Genomic DNA, 16,430 nt, shown 5'->3' on the forward strand with positions numbered 1-16,430 from the left:
CGCGAACGGTATATAATTCTGGATACGCAGAGCGCTCAAATTTCAGCCAGTTGGAATCGGATGTTTGATTGACAGTCCCCTTCTACTCTCTATCAGTAAATGTGTGGAATCGCTGGAGTGTTCAACTCGGAGTCGCGGGATCAGCATCTGCTAGAGTCGATGAATGACGCACTCACTCATAGAGGTCCCGACGAAGGAGGTATCTACACGTCCGGTCCAGTTGGACTGGCCCATCGCCGTCTCTCAATCATTGACCCTGAAACGGGTCGGCAACCAATTTTCAACGAAGACAAGTCCGTCTGCACAGTCTTCAACGGCGAAATTTACAATTACCAGCGACTCCGCAAGTCGCTAGAGGCCGCTGGCCATTCGTTCTCGACCAATACAGATACCGAGGTGCTGGTGCATCTCTACGAAGAAGATGGTCCCTCGTTTGTCGACCGCCTGGAGGGGATGTTTGCCTTCGCACTCTGGGATTCTGAGCGAGAACGCCTTCTTTTAGTTCGCGATCCGATGGGCATCAAACCGCTCGTAGTCGCCGATGACGGTGAGTCGGTAGCCTTCGCTTCTGAACTAGGTGCGCTACTCGAATCGAACCTCGACAATGGTGGAATCGACGAGGCAGCTCTCGCCCAATATTTCGGCCTCGGCTATATTCCCGCACCACACACCGCTTTTAACAATATCCGAAAGCTGAGGCCAGGAGAGCAGATTGTTATCTCCGAGGATGGTATCAAGACTAACCAGTTCTCCACGTCAAGTATTGACCGACGTGACGTCAGTTATCAGGAAGCTGTCGAGGGTCTCCGGACTCGAATCAAGGACGCGGTGCGGAAGCGCCTCATGAGTGACGTACCACTCGGCGCATTTCTGAGCGGCGGCATCGATTCGAGCATCGTCGTCGGGACGATGGCGAATCTTATGGATGAATCAGTCCAAACCTTCACCGTCGGATTTGACGAGGACTTGTTCGACGAGTCCTGGGCAGCCAAGGAAGTCGCAGATTATCACGAAACCGATCACACAGAATACACCGTGACGCCTCAGGAAGTACGTGACACGATCCCCCAAGTACTCGATCGACTAGGCGAGCCGTTCGCCGACCAGTCGATCGTCCCGACCTATATTGTCTCCAGAGAGACGAGCCGCGACGTGAAGGTCGCCCTCTCGGGTGATGGCGCCGATGAACTCTTCGCAGGCTACAGTCGGTATCGCGGCGAGTATTACTCCGGCTACTATCGTCAGATTCCGCCGATCGCTCGGAACAGCCTCGTTGAACCTGCACTCCGCCGGCTTGATGCCTCCCGGAATAGTTCGCGCGCAGAACTCGTCCGCAAGGCCCAGAAATTTTTACGTGGGGGTATTGCGAACACGCCTGACCGCCACTTCGAGTGGGCACGCATCGCAGACAATGAGGCCCTAGCCATGTTCAAGGATCTGAACCCGACCGACGCCGGACGAGAAACACTCCGTCGGGAACATGCACGCGCGGAAGCGTACTTGCCCGAAGAGCGCCAGGACGACATGTCCAGAATCCAGGCCGTCGATACCCATTTCGGCCTGCCCAACCAGATCCTCCACAAGACCGACCGGGCGAGCATGTACAACTCCCTCGAAGTCAGAGTCCCGTTCTTGGATACCGACGTCGTTGAGTACGCGATGTCCCTCCCAGCAAACTACAAGATCACCCCGCGAAAACAGAAGCGCGTCCTGAAGCGTGCCTTCGACAACGTGCTTCCCGATCAGATTCTCGAACGGAACAAACAGGGCTTCGACATGCCCATCGGCGAGTGGTTCAAAGATGAGCTGAAAGATGAGTTCACGAAGACTGTTTCAGCCCTCGACACAGATATCATCGACATCGATGCGGTAATGGATCGTTTTGCCGACCACACGAACGGCCGACGCGAACATGGCAAGTTCCTCTGGGCGGTCTACGTCTTCGCACGCTGGCACAACCGAATGACCGACAAGGGGGTTATCTAAGTGAATTCAGCACCGCAGTTGTCTCTTCAACTGTCTCCTGCCATTGAAATTTGTCTACAACCGTCTGTCTGCCCCGATTGCCAAGTGCCAATCCGTTTTCAAGCACCTGCTCCAGCGCTTCCGTATATCCCTTGATGTCGCCGACTGGAACTGTCTCTCCACCTCCCTGAACGATCGACGCCGTGTGTTCTAAGTGACTTGACACGACGGGGGTCCCTGACGCAAACGCTTCAAGCACCGTCCGTGGCAATCCTTCTGCCCGACTCGGTAATATCATCACGTTGCCCCCGCGATAGATCGCCGGCATCTTGTCGTAGGGTACATGTCCGAGATATTCGACTTCGACATCATCGCCACGACCCTCAAGGTCTGCACGCAACGGTCCATCACCAACGACGTAGAGTTTTGCATCCAGACTGTCAGGAAGGCGATCCACGGCCTCGATCGCGTCTTCAGGCCGCTTGCCCTGGACCAACCGTCCCACGAACAACACCACGAGACCGTCGTGGTCGATCAAGTCGCTTGCCTCCCCATCGGGAGTGAATCGCTCTGTGTCCACGCCGTTCGGCACGACTTCAATGCGCGACTCGACACCAAACTCCTGTACGCGCTCTCGGTCTTCCTCGGTATAGCAAAACATCACGTCGGCCTGATTAAACGTCCATCGGCCCACAGTTCGCAAATATAGATCGAACAGCCACTCCGGTGCGTTCTGACTGTACAGCCCGTGGTTCGTTATCGCCAGTGGGGTGTCTCCTAGCCGACGGGTGACGGCGGCGAGGTTCGTTGAGAAGTATAGATGTGAGTGTGCGTGCACAACATCAAAGTCGTCAGCGTCCCGCAGGAACTGTGCAACACCGACAGAGATCTCGTTCCCGAGCAGATCGATAGTCGGCTTTCGACGAATGACCTTGTATCCATCGCGCTGTTCACGTCGCGGGAGGCTGTCATCGTTGGTCACCGTAAGAACGGTGACGTCGTGACCCATCGCCGCTTGATCACGGCTCATCGCGTGGACGTGGTACGTTCCACCACCAGGGACCTCAGGATAGAGGTTCTGTGCAACGCGCAGAATCCGCATTATTAGCTCTCCCGTACCAGCGGCTCGTACCAGTCCCGGTTCGCGCGGTACCACTCGACGAACTCCCGAACGCCATCTCGAATTGTCCGGGTAGGCTCGTATCCCAATCGATCGTTAGCCTTCGAGATGTCCGCGTGCGTGTGCTCAGCGTCCGCGTCGTGCCGGTCGGCGAACTTGATGTCCACGTCTGGAGCGACCTGATCGCGAATCTCCTCTGCGAGCGTCAGAATCTCGATGTTGTCCGTGCTTCCGATGTTAACTGCTTCCCCATCTGCCGTATCCTCAGTAAGCAACTGAAGGTTCGCGTCGACGACGTCCTCAATATACGTGAAGTCACGCGTCTGCGTGCCGTCCCCATACACGATCGGCGGTTCGTCGTTCATACACCGTGAGACGAAATTCGAGATGGCCATGTTCGGGCGCATCCGTGGCCCGTACACGGTGAAGTAGCGGAGCGCAACCGCCGGCAGGTCGTAGACTTCGTTGTACGCGCAGACGTACCGTTCTGCGGCGAGTTTCGACGCGCCGTATGGGCTGACTGGCGTCGTCGGATGTACCTCGTCGTAGGGCAAATACTCGGGTTTCCCGTAGACTGACGACGAGGACGCGTACACGACGCGCTTGATGTCCGTGTCTCGCGCAGCGTCGAGGACGTTCAGCGTCCCGTCGACGTTGACCTCGTTGTATTTCCGTGGGTTCTCGACACTCGGGCGGACGCCGGCTTGGCCCGCCTGGTGATAGACATAGTTGACGTTAGCCACGAGCTCTTCGACGAGCTCTGCATCTCGAACGTCGCCTTCGACGAGCCGGTACGACCCGTCACCGTCGGCTGCACGACTCTGGCAGACCTCAACAGTATGATCCTTGATGCGCGTCTCGTAGAATGGGTCGAAATTGTCGAGCACGACGACGTCGTGCCCTCTTGAGACAAACCGCTCTGTGAGGTGGCCGCCGATAAATCCGGCACCACCCGTAACAAGAATCTGCATAGTAAAGACATGTTCCCTTATGAGGTAAAACGCCTCGTATTCTCTCGCCCAGTCAGGCCAGTGACAACCAACTAGACGACAAGCACCCGTCGTGACCGAACCCACCTCCTTCCTCCGGGATATCATGTTGCCCTCTTCTGATGTGCTCGATACCATGCGAAAGGATTTACCCGGCATTGCCGTACTCATGGATTTCTCTGGGAGGAACTAAGACGCCGGAATCCCACCACAGAATACGATGAACGCAGTGGTGTTAGCTGCCGGCGAGGGCACACGCCTTCGCCCGAGGACGGCCGACCGTCCCAGGCCACTCGTCGAAGTTACCGGCAAACCGATTCTGACGTACTGCTTCGAGACGCTGCTTGACCTAGGCACGGAAGATGTCGCCGTTGTTGTCGGGCACGAAAAGGACAAAATCATCGACCACTCCGGTGACTCGTTCCAAGCGCTCGACATCCAGTACGCCCACCAATCGGAACGACTCGGACTTGCTCATGCTGTCCTCACAGCTGAACCGTACGTCACCTCCGACTTCGTCGTTCTGAACGGTGACAACATCTACTCGGCGAATCTCTCCGAGGTCGTGGCCCAGCACACCGAATCTGATGCGGATATCACGTTCCCGGTCCAAGAGGTATCAGCCGAGGCGGCCACAAAGGGAGCAGTCTGCGAGCTTGATGACGACGGGGCGGTCACTGGTCTCGTCGAGAAACCGGAGGACCCACCATCACAGTATGTCCCAACTGCATTCTACATCCTTCCACCGGCAATCTTCCCAGCGTGTCACATCATCCAGCCCTCTGAACGTGGCGAGTACGAACTCGCAGCCGCGATCGATCTCCTGATCTACAGTGTATACAGCGTCGAAACACACCCGTTCAACGGCTGGAAAGTGAATATCAATACTGACGCCGACATTACCCGAGCAGAACACTTGCTGTACCAGCGCCAGTAACAACCCTGGCTATTGAGCAACTCGCCGCTGCGGTATCTGCAACAACCTGCATCTACTGATTGGCGAGTTCGTCGGTAGCCGCGTCGACGAACGCCTCGTCGAGTTGCTCTTTGAGCACGCGCAAGGTCGCCGCCTCCTCGTGGCCGACAACGGCCTGCTCGTCGAAGGTGATGTCGCCGTCGTAGTACGCGTCCGCGAGTTCCTGTTTAGGTCGTCGTCGTGGCCGGCGTCGTGCAGATACTCCCGGAGCGCCGAGAGGATGACTGACGTTCGGTCTGTCTCACGGACTGCTGCCAGCGCATCCACCTGTTGCACGATGCTCTCCGGGGCGTCGAACTGCACCCCCTGTTCCTCCCCGAGTTCCGAATCCAGGGGTGTCCATTACCAGTTACACGACAAAGAACCATTGCCACCGATAATGCCCTGTCCTCATTCGTCGCTAGCCTGGAATAGCACTCGAAGTCGACAGACCCATCTCCACTCCTGAGAATCCTGACGCATGCCCACTGCACTCGTTACTGGCGTTGCGGGGTTCATCGGGTCGCATCTCGTCGACACTCTGCTTAACCGCGGGTACGACGTTCGCGGTGTCGACAACTTTGTGACGGGCCACGATCAGAACCTCAAGCCATTTCGTGACGTGGAGAACTTCTCGTTCCACGAGGCGGATGTCCGTGATGCTGATACGATGGCAGACGTCACTACCGGTGTCGACTACGTCTTCCACCAAGCCGCAGATTCATCCGTCCCGCGTAGCATTGACGACCCGATCACGACGAGCGACGTCAACTGTACCGGGACAGCTACCATCATCGACGCTGCCCGCAAGGCTGACGTCGACACCGTCGTCGTCGCCTCCTCCGCCGCAGTTTACGGCTCCACGGAACAATTCCCGAAAGTCGAGTCGATGACCGAACAGCCTGAATCCCCGTACGCGCTCTCGAAGTACTACACGGAGAAGCTCGCGCTCCAGGCGAGCGACCTCTACGACATCGACACGGCTGCGCTCCGCTACTTCAATATCTTCGGCCCGCGTCAGGATCCCAACGGCGACTACGCCGCGGTCATCCCGAAGTTCATCTCGCTGCTGCTCGACGGCGAACGCCCCGTCATCTACGGTGACGGCGAGCAGTCCCGTGACTTCACGTTCATCGACAACGCCGTCCAAGCGAACATTCTCGCCGCGGAGCGCGATGTGACCGGCGAAGCGTTCAACGTCGGCTGCGGCAGCCGCATCACGATTAACGAGCTCGTCGACACGCTCAATGACCTCCTTGACACCGACATCGACCCGATCTACGACGACCCACGGCCAGGCGACGTTCGTCACTCCCACGCCGACATCTCGAAAGCCGGAGAACTCCTCGGTTACGACCCGGACGTTGGCTTTGCGGACGGACTCGAGGCGACGATTCCGTACTACCGTAGGCGTTAACCAACACGCTCTGCGTTTCGCCTGATTCTGTTGGTTAACACGCGAATCGATACGACCTGTTCGAACGCGTGGCGAGAAACTATTTCTTCCTTGCCGCCGCAGCCAGTTCCGTGAGTTCCATTCAGCTAACCGCACAGGAGCTCAGCGCGATTCTGGTGATTGGCGTCGTGCTTGGCGTGTCACGATACTTCCGCTACGACGTTGAGGGCGGTTTCCCCGTTATTGACGTGCTTCTCAGCACCGTCCTCGCCTTCCTCGTGGCAACTGCGGCCCTGCTGGTTGCGAAACGACTCGGTGTCGTTCCCGAGTCATAGGCGAGACGGTTGTTCCAGCACCGACCGCTGCTCCCCGTCGCCACCGAGGAACGCCGCGTTCCGGAATCGTTTAGTTGTTCTGTCGACCAGTCGGGAACAACATGACTGGTGGTCTCTATGGAGCTGCTTGACGACGAAGGCCAGCTCTTCGGCGTCGTCAACGTCGTCGACGCGCTCGTCGTGCTCTTCGTCCTCGCGGTCGTCGCCGCGGGCGCTGCGTTCGTCCTCCAACCCAATCCCGAACCCGAGCCGGAACTCGCAACGACGGACGCAACCCTGGATCTCGGCACGCAACCAGGCTACATTATCGAGGAGATCGAGGCCGGTGATACGTATTCGCCGTCAGGGGAAGCAGGCCTCGAGATCACCGACGTCCACCTCGCCCCGCAAGGAGATAGCACGCGCGTTATCCTCGCCATCACGCTCAACGGCTCCGTTTCAGAAGATACGATGAATTACGCGGGCGCGCCACCGCGTGTCGGACGCAGCCTCGACATCCAAACGTCGACGTACCAAGTCTCAGGGACCCTTCGCGATCTCGGCTCCGGCCCCAAGACAACCACTACTGAAGTCGTCGTCGAGGACACCGTCAGCACCGAAACGGCGACGACCATCGAGACCGGCGACACGTACACGCTCGGCGACAAGGAGATTGCCACCGTCGAATCCGTGCACGCCTACGGCACGGATAATCCGGATCGGAAACGCGTGCTTGTCGGCCTCTCCCTTGCCACGCTCCGAGATGATGGCAACGCGCGCTTCGGCAACACCACCGTCCGTGTGGGCGCGACGATTCCCTTCCAAACAAGTGCGTATTCGCTGAACGGTTCCGTCCAACGTGTTGGCGCCACCGAACCCCAGGGTGACACAGCGACGCGCACGATGACCCTCCAGTTGCAGGACGTCCCGCCAGCCAAAGCGGACAGCGTCCACACGGGGCTGACCGAAACCGTCCGCGGCACCACCATCGCCGACATCACGGCTGTCGACCGCGAGGATGCGACGGTCATTCTCACAAGTCGCGACGGCAACATCTACGAGCGCGACCACCCCGTCAACCAAGACCTCACGCTCACCGCCGACCTCACCGTCCGCGAAACCGCCACCGGCGTGACGTTCAAGGGCCGGACGATTCAGCAAGGTAGCAACGTCACGCTCGACCTCGGGACGACGACCGTCCGCGCAACCGTCGTTTCAACGTAGATGCCCACCAACTCCAGTCCGAACGCCAGCGACGCACGCTCCACTATCGAGCGCATTCTCGACGGGTCCCGTGTCGTCGACGCCGTCCAGCGCGTGTCGACGACCGCCAAGCGCTGGCTGAACGCCACAACCGAACGACTCACGCGCGTCGTCCAGGGATCGTTCCTCTACCGGTGGCTCACCGCCGAACCCGACCCAGAAGTTATTGTCATCGACCTCCGGGAGACGTACACAGTCGGGCCCTTCATCGCCATCCTTGATCGCATCGTCGAAACGCTCGTCCCTTACTATCAGCAGTCCTTGCTCAAGCGCGGCGTCGACGGACTCGCTGCCCTCGCAGCCCGCGCCGCAGACACGCGGCCCGGTCGCCTGCTCGTGGCGCTCTTCGAGCCACCGGAACCGCCTGAAGGCCGTGACGAACCGCGCGACGACCGTCACGACCGCGACGACGAGTAAGGACCACCACCGTTTTCTTCCCGGTCACGAATCTCTCAGTTCGTGCGCACAGTCCCGTTCCCGCTCGTTCCGCGCTGGCTGCGATACGCTGGCGTGCTCAGCGTCGTTGGCTTCCTTCTCTACTATTCGGTGCTGTCGGCGCCGCCCGTGAACCCACCAAGCCCCGACCCATGGTGGGACAAGAAACTCCACGTCGCCGCGTACCTCGGGCTTGGACTCACGCTGGCGTACGCTACTGTCCACCTCCGTGACCGCTTTTGGACGCGCATCGCGCTCGTCCTTGCACTCGCCGTTGGTTACGGCCTCTTCATCGAAGGGATACAGGCAACGCAGCCGAACCGGTACGCTTCACTTAGTGACGCGCTCGCGAACGTCGTCGGCGCGCTGCTCGCGAGTACGTGGTTCTTCGTCGAGCGTCATCTACGGTACGTACGCCCGCTCAACAACGAGCCGATCGAGTACTCAGAGTAGTAGTACACCGCCGGCAATAGCGACCGCACCAAGCCCGACGCAGACGCCCCAAAACGGCACCCGTTCGACGACCCGCATCAGCGCGTCAATCGTCAGATACCCAACGACCGCCGCACTCGCGAGCGCTGCAGCGCCACCCACGAGCGTCACATCACCCAACCCAGTATCGAGCGCCGCGAGCAGGCCGCCACCGACGGCTGCGGGAATCGACAGCAAGAACGAGAGGCGAAACGACGCCGGTCCCTCGTGGCCGCGTAGCAGTAACACGCCCGTCGTTGAGCCCGACCGCGACACACCGGGGAGAATCGCGACACCCTGTGCTACTCCCACGAGCACCGCATCAACTAGTCCGGGCTGCTTCGTTGGCGTGCGATCAACAGCCGTGGACAGCCGCTGGAACGCCCCAGTTGCGACGAGTAACACGCCAATCACGACGACGACCATTCCACCAGTCAGTTCAGAGACGACCTCCTCGAGCACCGCGTATGATGCGATTCCTACAACACCCGAGACGAGCGTTGCCACGCCGAGGAACGTCGTCGACGCGTGCGTTTCCGCGGTCGCGTGCCGGGGCCGCCACGTACGTAACAGCGCCAATTCCTCGCGGATTTCGGAGCGATAGTACACTGTCGCGGAGAGCGCGGTGCCGAGATGCAAGAATAACGCAAACGCGACTGCCTGCTCGGGACTCTCCCCAAGCCACGAGAGCGCGACCGTGATGTTACCCTCGCTGGATATCGGGAGCCATTCAAAGATGCCCTGCAGGACACCGACGACGATCGCCACCACCAGTGACCGAGCCATACTCAACGTGGCCGCTGCGCTCGCAAGTGTATTCCGCTATGAGGGAACGGCGTCAGGCGGTGGTCGCTGACCGGAGTGCGAAGACGAGGAGGAAGATGGCAATAGCGGCACCGACGAGGGCGACTGGGATGGAGGTCGGGTCGATAAATGAAATCGCCGTGGCGTAGGTGAGCGCGGCAACGGCGATGGTGCTGGCGACAATACCGACGGCGAGGGTGCCGGCGAGGTGGACGGCTTCAGTATTTCGCGTGGGGGTGTGGCGGCCAACTTCCTGGCCGAGTTGCCAGGCGAAGTGGCCACTATCCCAGGCGACGAAACTGCCGATGATACCAGCGAACAACACCCATCCCGGGAGTGCCTCGACACCGCCGAAGGCGGAGGCAACGAAGAGCCCTGCCCCAGACAGTGCAGGGCCGACGGTTTTGGCTGGCAGGAGCTTGATCCACATCGCCAGCCGGAAGCCCGCAATCATCCCTGCGGTACTGAGGAGAACGGCTGTCAGCGCGGCGAGCGTAATGGTGGCCGGGCCGTAGAATGTGATAACGCTCTCGGAGAGCTGGCGGTAGGTTGGCGACATCGTTGACGGCAGTGATGTCACGATGAACGCCTGGACCGTGTTGACGAGCGGGTCGGCGACAACGAACCCGACGACAGTGAGCGTGACGCCGCTGAGCACCGCACTGTACCGTGCAACTGAGAGCGCTACCGAGGCCTGTGCGAGCCGCTTGAGCACGTAACTCACCACAACTAAGCCGAGGCTCACGCCGATACTGATGGCGAGTAGGAACCGGAGTGGTTCCAGTTGGGTCGCGCCGATCAGCAATCGATAGGTCGAACCACTCAGTTCCGACCGGAACTGTGGGCGCCGAAGCAGCACGTCGGTAATTACGCCGATCGGGATGAGGAGAATGAGACCCCAGGTGAGTTTGGTGAGGTGCCCCTGAATTGTGTGGAGTGCGGCCTCGTGCTCGCGGCCGAAGAGCGCGACGATTGGGAGGGCGCGAAGCGCCATCCCGAGTGTAGCGGTTGTCCCGAAGAGCAGGAGGACGAGCGAGGCCACTTGGGGCGCAGACGCGGCGGGCGTGAGGAAATACGTCGTCACCACGGAGAGGCCATTGCTGACGGTGCTGCCAACCGTCTGGTTCTGGCGGGCAAGCGTGGCCGTGTCGATGACCGCAGCCGCTGCCAGCACTGTTGTCGCGAGTACTGGACTGACGAATGTTCGGTACGTGACGCTGGAGAGCGCGCGGAGTGACGCCCGTGTGAGGAGGTCCGCGATGGCGACGCAGGCGCCAACCACCGCCAGCATGAGACTCGCGACGACGATGAGTTGGGCCACCACCTCGAGAATCGCCGTCGCGCCCTGCGCGGGTGTCGGCTGTGGGAATCGTGTCCCGGACAGCGAGAGCGCGGCGTACGCGAGCCCGCCCGTGGCTGCGAGTCCGAGCGGGGCGACCAGCAGGCCGGCAAGATACTGCGTGATGACGCGCCACGAGGAGTGCGTTGCCAGCCACAGCCCGCCAGCGAGCGAGAGTGCGGCGACCCATGCAGCCGCGAGCGGGAGCAGCAAGTCGAGCCAGGCGGCGATCAGCGACGTTACGGCGATCGTGACGAGGACGCTAATGAGGGTGCCTTGTCTCGTCGGTCGCCACGTGGACTCGTCGACGGTCGTTGGCTGTGAGGACATCTTAGTGAGTGAGGTGGGTGAGTGAGCGGGCGAGCGCTGTATCAATCGGCGTGTCGAGCTGCCAGTCAACGACCGCGAAGCCGGCATCCGTCAGCCGCGTCTGTCGGAGGTCGCGGTGGAGCGCGACGAGATTGCCCGCACTCGTTGTGCGGTCTGTCACGTCCGGACTGACCACCGTAACCGGGTAGTCGTACGGCCGCAGTCCCCCCGCGAGCTCGAGCGGCCAATCGTCGAGCAAGGGCGTGACAACCACAACCTCGGCGCGTGGTGGGAGGCGGCGGCGAATCGCCTCACCCGCTGCCGGCATCGAGAGATCGAAGACGTCCGCACGCGGTGGGGTTGGCGTCATCGAGTGGCGATTCGGCCCATTCGTTGCGGTGTCCTCGACGGCATCGAGGAGGTCGGCGGCGTCAGTCGGCGTCTCCGCGGTCACCCACGGCAGATCATGCGGGCCGACAGTAAGCGTCGTGTTGTTGGGTAAGCCGACCGCGGTGAGGAGCGTGTCGACGTCGGCGGTCGCGAGGGCGTCGTGCAGGCGTGCGCTCACGTAGGCGTTGAGTTCCGGGGCTGTCGGATGGCCTGGTGCCGGACTCACGCGCGTCGCTTTGCGCGCATCCACGATGATGGCCGTCCGAGTGGCATGTTCCTCCCGGAATTCGACCGTCGAGAGCTCGCCGGTTTTGGCGTACTGGCGCCAGTTCAAGCGATTCAGTGGGTCGTTCGGTTGGTAGTCGCGTGTACGGTGGAACTCGAGCCCCGGGCCACCTTGGTCGGTTGGCTGCGTGCCTGCGCGATGAATGGGCGTCTTCGTTGGTGGGGAGTCGATCGCGCGAAGCCCCTCGAAGCTGGTGTCGCCGCCCGGCTCGAGGGTGGTTGTCGCCTGCTCACTCCCGGCAAAGGACCGGCCACGGGCGACGGGCGCATCGAACTCGTGCTGGCCGCGTTTGGCCACCACCTCGTAGGTGGTCGACGCGGTGTCGCCTGCTCGCAGTGGCGCGCTCACCCGCGGGGTTCCCGAGACGACTGCGAGCTCGGAAGGGACACCGTCGATCACGCGCAGATCCGGTACCGCCGCGTCCCCAGTGTTCGTCACGGTGAGCGTGACGGGCACGCGCTCACCGGGACTGGCGGCGGTCATACCAATTTTTCGGTCCGCCTGGAGTTCAGCGTCGGCTGGAACCACGGAAAGCGCATCATACGCGGCGAACGCGACGGGGATCGCGGCTGCAGCGACGACCATCGCGCTGGCGTACAGGAAGCCAACCGCGACGAGAAGCAGGGCCGCAATCCCCGCCATCTGCCAGCGGTACGTCCGCCTCACGGCCGTCATTCGCCATCCGCCTCCGTGCGGTGTGCAGCGAAAGCCTCGACTTCGCGAGCGGTGACGCGAACGCGGCGAGCGCGTTCCCGCTCTGGATCCAGCCACCGACGCAGCCGGCTCCAGACGGAATACTCGACGTCCCCGGCGTCTGAGAGGAACGCTGCTGCAAGCTGCGACTCCGTCCACGCCCCATCCGCGAGCGCGTCCTCTGGGGTGGCGTCTGCCGTCGCGATCAACGCCTCCGTTGTGTCCCGCAGGAGCGTGCGTGCTTCCGCGGTCTCGTCTTCAGTGAGTGAAGTGGCGTCAAGCGTACTGGGGACGGCTTCAGTAACTGGCGTTCGGTCGTCGTCGATAACGCGTTCCGGCGGGCGCTCCTGTGCGCCATCGTACCGGGACGCACTGCCTGCAGCCGGGTTCGTCGGGGTTATGCTCCCACCCCACGCCCCGAGGAGTGCGTACAGCGAGAGGACGCCACCAACGGCCGTCAGCAGGTGATTCGGGTCCGTGTCGCCGAGTCTGGTTTCGACGAGGGAGAGGCCGGGGAGCTGTGTCGCGAGCCCCGGTTCGAAGGTGTAGACTGTGCCGAGCGCGAGCGCCAGCACGCCCAACCCACCACTGACAGCGGTACGCATCCGCATTAGTCCGCACCCCCAGTCTCCGAACTGTCCTCCGCTTGGCCCGCCTCGTCACGGACTGCTGCTTCGATCGCCTGACTAGCGGTCTCGACGCGTTCCAGTCGCGCTGACGGCTCCCGATGGCCGTATTCGACGGCGCGGAACTCGTTGCGCAGCGTGGCAACCGCGTCGGCCGGCAGTCCGTCACGGCTGACGGCGTGTGCCGCGAGCTCGCCGGGCGTGTAGTTGTAGGGTCGACGAATGGACACGTGCGTGAGCAGCGTCTCCCAGGCCTCCCGGAACGTCCGATAATCCGACTGTGACCCAACCGCGTCGCCGCGCTGCACGGCGCGGGCGCGGTTCGTGATGTCGTCCGCAATCGACGACGTCTGGCTGGTGAGTCGCTGGCGGACCCGTTGCAACCACCGCGCGAGCCGCGTGGCGAGCACCTTTGGTGAGAGTTTCCCACGGAGAGTCGCGAGCACCGCACGGAGTGCTGCGTGGAGCGTCCGAATACTACGCGCGACCCATCCGGCCATCGTAGTGGCGACGTAGACGAGCGTGTTACTGAGCCACCGCACAGCCTCAACGAGGAATGCGGTCAGGCGTGCGAGCACTCCCCGAGCGCGAACCCCGGACCGGCGTTTGGTGTACCCGAGCACGCCCACCACGAGGACGACCGCGCCAACGGCAATCGCGATGTTTTGGTAAATCCCCTGGATGCTCGTCGTGGTGGTCTGTTCGAACTTGCGGACTTCGAGTGCGGCCGCGTCGGCGAGCGGGAGGCGCGTTGTGAGCGTACCATCCGGCCCGGTAACGCCGACCTCGTTACCGTTGAGCCGGACTGGGGCACCAGGTACAGCCGACCCATTCAGGGTGGCCGTGACCTCGACCCGGGTGAACGGGAGTGCAAGCGGCGCCACAGATGACGCATTCACCGTGAGTTCCGGCAACCGAACCGACCTCGTCCCGGCGACCTCGCCGCGCTCGACGCGGATCGTCGCGTTGCCGGGGGCACTCGGCAGCGTGAGCGTCGTCATACCCGAATTATTCGTCCTGGCGACTGCCTCGCCATCGAGGCTGACCGACGCATTCCGGAGAGAAACGTTATCGACGGCCGCCACCACTCGCACCGTATTCCCCGTGACCGTCCGCCCGAGAATCGAGACGGACGCGTTCGTCGCCAACGAATAGCTCTTCGTCGTGTTGTTCCCCGAATCAGGTGGTTGGGCGTGCGTCTGCGTGCTGCTCCGCGGGGCAATTCGCTCGCCGCGTTCAGGCTGGGCGCTGCGGAGGGTGAGCGGTCGATAACTCTGCTGTGGCGTCGCCAGGTGCGATGTGCGTTGTGCCGTCGCGGAGTCGGCTGGCGCTGTGACGGAGATGTTCAGGGTGGCGGTGTACGGCACTGTCCCAGTCACGTTCCCCGTCTCGTTCGTCACGCCGATCGGCTCGCCGTTAAATGCGACGCGAGCTCCCGAAACGGCAGTATCCTGCCGTGTCACCGTCACAAGTACGGTGCTGCCGGGGACCGGGTCGCGGTTCAGCGTCACATTCAACGGGCTGCGTTCCACACTGTTCTCCGAGTCATTTTGTGTGGGGTCCTCGGACTGGGATGACCCCTCGCTCGACGACGATTCACCACCACTGGCCGAGCCGTTCTGTCCAGTACTGCTCGTGGGGCTCCCATCGCTGGGTGCGCCCGCTGGCCCTGCGGTCGTATCTGATGGACCAGGTTGTGGCTGGCCGCTTCCACCCGTGGCGCTCCCGGACTGGGTGCCGTTCGGTGACTGTTGATTGTTGGTCGGTGGCGTCTCCCCCGGAGATCCAGGGACGCCGGCCGGAGTGTACTCGCCTTGCGAGCCCGCGGCGCTCCCGCTGCCCGTGCCGATCGATTGGGCTTCCTGGGCCTGGCGCTCGCTGGCCGGAGTCGGGTCGAAGCGCACCCAGCCAACGTCGGCGAAGTAGACTTCAACCCACGCGTGAGCGTGCAGCGCGCGAACCGTGTACTGGTTGGGGCCCGATTGTTCGCCCGGCGCATACCCAACCACGTAACGCGCGGGAATATCATGCGCGCGCAGTAGCGCGGTCATGCTGGTCGCGAAGTACTCACAGTACCCCGCCTCCATGTCGTGGACGAACTGGCTGGCGACGCCATCCGCGGGTGGCTCCGAGACGGACAGCGAGTAGTTCTTGTTCGTCTCCAGCCACGCCTCGACCCGCTTGGCGGCCGCGTACCGGGACGTAGCGCCAGCAGTAATCGTCTCGACCGCCGGTGTGAGTGCTTCGCGTTCGGCCGGCGGCAATTGCGTGTACTTCTCAGCCACGTCCCCAGACGCACTCCCACCAGTCGCTTTCAGGACGGCTGGATCGCGTGGTGGCCGCGAGCTCCGCGCGGTGTACGTCGTCCCCGCGGGGAGTGTCTCGGCGGCATGCACGGCCCGCGTGGGCGTCACCTGCAGGGAAGCCCCACTGCGCACGCGGTGTGGCCGCCACGCCGTCGGGAGCGCCGTCGCCGCCGTCTTCAACTGGACGCTGTACGTAAGCTGTCGGTCGCTTCGCTCCGGGTGAATCGGCGCCGAATACGCGCTCGGCGTGCCGGTCTGTTGCCAGCCGCTGCCGGTGTAGCGGTCGTACGCGTTCGTCCGCCAGTACGCCGGCCGGTCAGCGTTCACGACAAAATGTACTTCGTCATTCTGGGACTGGAACGCGGACGCGTTCTCGGACGCCAGGCTCCCTCCGACGCTCGTCTCCTGTCCGGGAGATAGCGCCCCGAGCTGGCTCCCACCACCAGCCGCTGCTCCATCACCCGTTCCATTCCCAGCGCCGCCACCACCACTGCCTTGGAGTGGCTCCGACCCGCCACCACCAGGGACGGGGACGACGGAACTAGCGGGCGTGTCACTTGCGAGCGAGCCCAGCGCGGGCGTCAGCCCAGTCGCAAGGACGACCGCCATGATGAGCAGGCCCGTGAGCGCGACACTGCCCCACTGCCGTGATCGGCCGGAGTCAACGAGTGGCGTTTGCTGACGATCACTCATGCGTGTTGTATAGCCCCCTGGCCGTCCCCCATCCGGGCATGCTGATAGCGTGATATGCTAAGCCAGCCGTTAAAAA

14 protein-coding genes and 1 pseudogene are annotated in these 16,430 nt (G+C 62.2%); 7 read left to right on the plus strand and 8 right to left on the minus strand.

Going from position 1 to position 16,430, the window contains the following annotated elements; translation table 11 throughout:
- Window positions 1-99 precede the first annotated feature (99 nt).
- Window positions 100-1,986 carry an asparagine synthase (glutamine-hydrolyzing) gene (asnB, locus tag LPA46_RS16265; protein ID WP_269073741.1) on the plus strand — a complete coding sequence of 629 codons (1,887 nt, stop codon included), beginning with the start codon at window positions 100-102 and terminating at the stop codon, window positions 1,984-1,986.
- On the opposite strand, the gene LPA46_RS16270 is transcribed toward asnB, so the two are convergent.
- Entirely contained in the window at window positions 1,979-3,067 is a 1,089-nt protein-coding gene (locus LPA46_RS16270; protein ID WP_230893402.1) for a glycosyltransferase family 4 protein, read from the minus strand. The genes asnB and LPA46_RS16270 overlap by 8 nt on opposite strands.
- 2 nt (window positions 3,068-3,069) lie before the next feature.
- The gene (locus LPA46_RS16275; RefSeq protein WP_230893403.1) at window positions 3,070-4,056 is read right to left on the minus strand and encodes an SDR family oxidoreductase; all 987 of its coding nucleotides are present in this window, start codon (window positions 4,054-4,056) and stop codon (window positions 3,070-3,072) included.
- A gap of 238 nt (window positions 4,057-4,294) precedes the next feature.
- Between LPA46_RS16275 and LPA46_RS16280 the strand changes: the two genes are divergently transcribed.
- Complete coding sequence (locus LPA46_RS16280; protein WP_230893404.1) at window positions 4,295-5,011, plus strand: sugar nucleotidyltransferase; 717 nt, start codon at window positions 4,295-4,297, stop codon at window positions 5,009-5,011.
- Between the two features lie 52 nt (window positions 5,012-5,063).
- On the opposite strand, the pseudogene LPA46_RS19270 reads toward LPA46_RS16280, so the two are convergent.
- Window positions 5,064-5,383 (minus strand): annotated as a pseudogene (locus LPA46_RS19270) (hypothetical protein).
- A 127-nt stretch (window positions 5,384-5,510) separates the two neighbouring features.
- On the opposite strand from LPA46_RS19270, the gene LPA46_RS16285 reads away from it, so the two are divergent.
- The 5 genes from LPA46_RS16285 to LPA46_RS16305 all read left to right on the plus strand — a co-directional run bounded on the left by LPA46_RS16285 (window position 5,511) and on the right by LPA46_RS16305 (window position 8,890).
- A complete protein-coding gene (locus tag LPA46_RS16285) occupies window positions 5,511-6,446 on the plus strand; it encodes an SDR family oxidoreductase (protein WP_230893405.1) in 936 nt (311 codons plus the stop codon).
- A 110-nt stretch (window positions 6,447-6,556) separates the two neighbouring features.
- A complete protein-coding gene (locus LPA46_RS16290; protein ID WP_230893406.1) occupies window positions 6,557-6,760 on the plus strand; it encodes a hypothetical protein in 204 nt (67 codons plus the stop codon).
- 117 nt (window positions 6,761-6,877) lie between these two features.
- Window positions 6,878-7,963 carry a DUF4330 family protein gene (locus tag LPA46_RS16295; RefSeq protein ID WP_230893407.1) on the plus strand — a complete coding sequence of 362 codons (1,086 nt, stop codon included), beginning with the start codon at window positions 6,878-6,880 and terminating at the stop codon, window positions 7,961-7,963.
- On the plus strand, window positions 7,964-8,419 hold the full coding sequence (locus LPA46_RS16300) for a hypothetical protein (RefSeq protein WP_230893408.1): 456 nt from the start codon (window positions 7,964-7,966) through the stop codon (window positions 8,417-8,419).
- A gap of 42 nt (window positions 8,420-8,461) precedes the next feature.
- Complete coding sequence (locus LPA46_RS16305; protein WP_230893409.1) at window positions 8,462-8,890, plus strand: VanZ family protein; 429 nt, start codon at window positions 8,462-8,464, stop codon at window positions 8,888-8,890.
- Here LPA46_RS16305 and LPA46_RS16310 read toward each other — a convergent pair.
- From LPA46_RS16310 to LPA46_RS16330, 5 genes are read right to left on the minus strand one after another with little or no spacing between them, the layout of a single operon-like run.
- Entirely contained in the window at window positions 8,882-9,694 is an 813-nt protein-coding gene (locus LPA46_RS16310) for an undecaprenyl-diphosphate phosphatase (RefSeq protein WP_230893410.1), read from the minus strand. The genes LPA46_RS16305 and LPA46_RS16310 overlap by 9 nt on opposite strands.
- 52 nt (window positions 9,695-9,746) lie before the next feature.
- Entirely contained in the window at window positions 9,747-11,381 is a 1,635-nt protein-coding gene (locus tag LPA46_RS16315; protein ID WP_230893411.1) for a DUF7519 family protein, read from the minus strand.
- Between the two features lies 1 nt (window position 11,382).
- Window positions 11,383-12,711, minus strand: a complete 1,329-nt coding sequence (locus LPA46_RS16320; protein WP_230893412.1) for a DUF58 domain-containing protein — start codon at window positions 12,709-12,711, stop codon at window positions 11,383-11,385.
- Window positions 12,708-13,340 carry a DUF7269 family protein gene (locus LPA46_RS16325; protein WP_230893413.1) on the minus strand — a complete coding sequence of 211 codons (633 nt, stop codon included), beginning with the start codon at window positions 13,338-13,340 and terminating at the stop codon, window positions 12,708-12,710. The genes LPA46_RS16320 and LPA46_RS16325 overlap by 4 nt, the downstream gene beginning before the upstream one ends.
- Window positions 13,340-16,354 (minus strand): transglutaminase TgpA family protein, encoded by a 3,015-nt coding sequence (locus LPA46_RS16330; RefSeq protein ID WP_230893414.1) that lies wholly within the window; start codon window positions 16,352-16,354, stop codon window positions 13,340-13,342. Before LPA46_RS16330 ends, LPA46_RS16325 begins: the two co-directional genes overlap by 1 nt.
- Window positions 16,355-16,430 lie beyond the last annotated feature (76 nt).

The organism is Halobacterium sp. KA-6, from assembly GCF_021029015.1.
Taxonomy (GTDB): domain Archaea; phylum Halobacteriota; class Halobacteria; order Halobacteriales; family Halobacteriaceae; genus Halobacterium.

Excerpts from the sequence above, each read along its gene's own strand:
- asnB (WP_269073741.1), top strand. The coding sequence starts at position 100 with ATGTGTGGAATCGCTGGAGTGTTCAACTCGGAGTCGCGGGATCAGCAT.
- LPA46_RS16270 (WP_230893402.1), bottom strand. The coding sequence starts at position 3,067 with ATGCGGATTCTGCGCGTTGCACAGAACCTCTATCCTGAGGTCCCTGGT.
- LPA46_RS16275 (WP_230893403.1), bottom strand. The coding sequence starts at position 4,056 with ATGCAGATTCTTGTTACGGGTGGTGCCGGATTTATCGGCGGCCACCTC.
- LPA46_RS16280 (WP_230893404.1), top strand. The coding sequence starts at position 4,295 with ATGAACGCAGTGGTGTTAGCTGCCGGCGAGGGCACACGCCTTCGCCCG.
- LPA46_RS16285 (WP_230893405.1), top strand. The coding sequence starts at position 5,511 with ATGCCCACTGCACTCGTTACTGGCGTTGCGGGGTTCATCGGGTCGCAT.
- LPA46_RS16295 (WP_230893407.1), top strand. The coding sequence starts at position 6,878 with ATGGAGCTGCTTGACGACGAAGGCCAGCTCTTCGGCGTCGTCAACGTC.
- LPA46_RS16300 (WP_230893408.1), top strand. The coding sequence starts at position 7,964 with ATGCCCACCAACTCCAGTCCGAACGCCAGCGACGCACGCTCCACTATC.
- LPA46_RS16310 (WP_230893410.1), bottom strand. The coding sequence starts at position 9,694 with ATGGCTCGGTCACTGGTGGTGGCGATCGTCGTCGGTGTCCTGCAGGGC.
- LPA46_RS16315 (WP_230893411.1), bottom strand. The coding sequence starts at position 11,381 with ATGTCCTCACAGCCAACGACCGTCGACGAGTCCACGTGGCGACCGACG.
- LPA46_RS16320 (WP_230893412.1), bottom strand. The coding sequence starts at position 12,711 with ATGACGGCCGTGAGGCGGACGTACCGCTGGCAGATGGCGGGGATTGCG.
- LPA46_RS16325 (WP_230893413.1), bottom strand. The coding sequence starts at position 13,340 with ATGCGGATGCGTACCGCTGTCAGTGGTGGGTTGGGCGTGCTGGCGCTC.
- LPA46_RS16330 (WP_230893414.1), bottom strand. The coding sequence starts at position 16,354 with ATGAGTGATCGTCAGCAAACGCCACTCGTTGACTCCGGCCGATCACGG.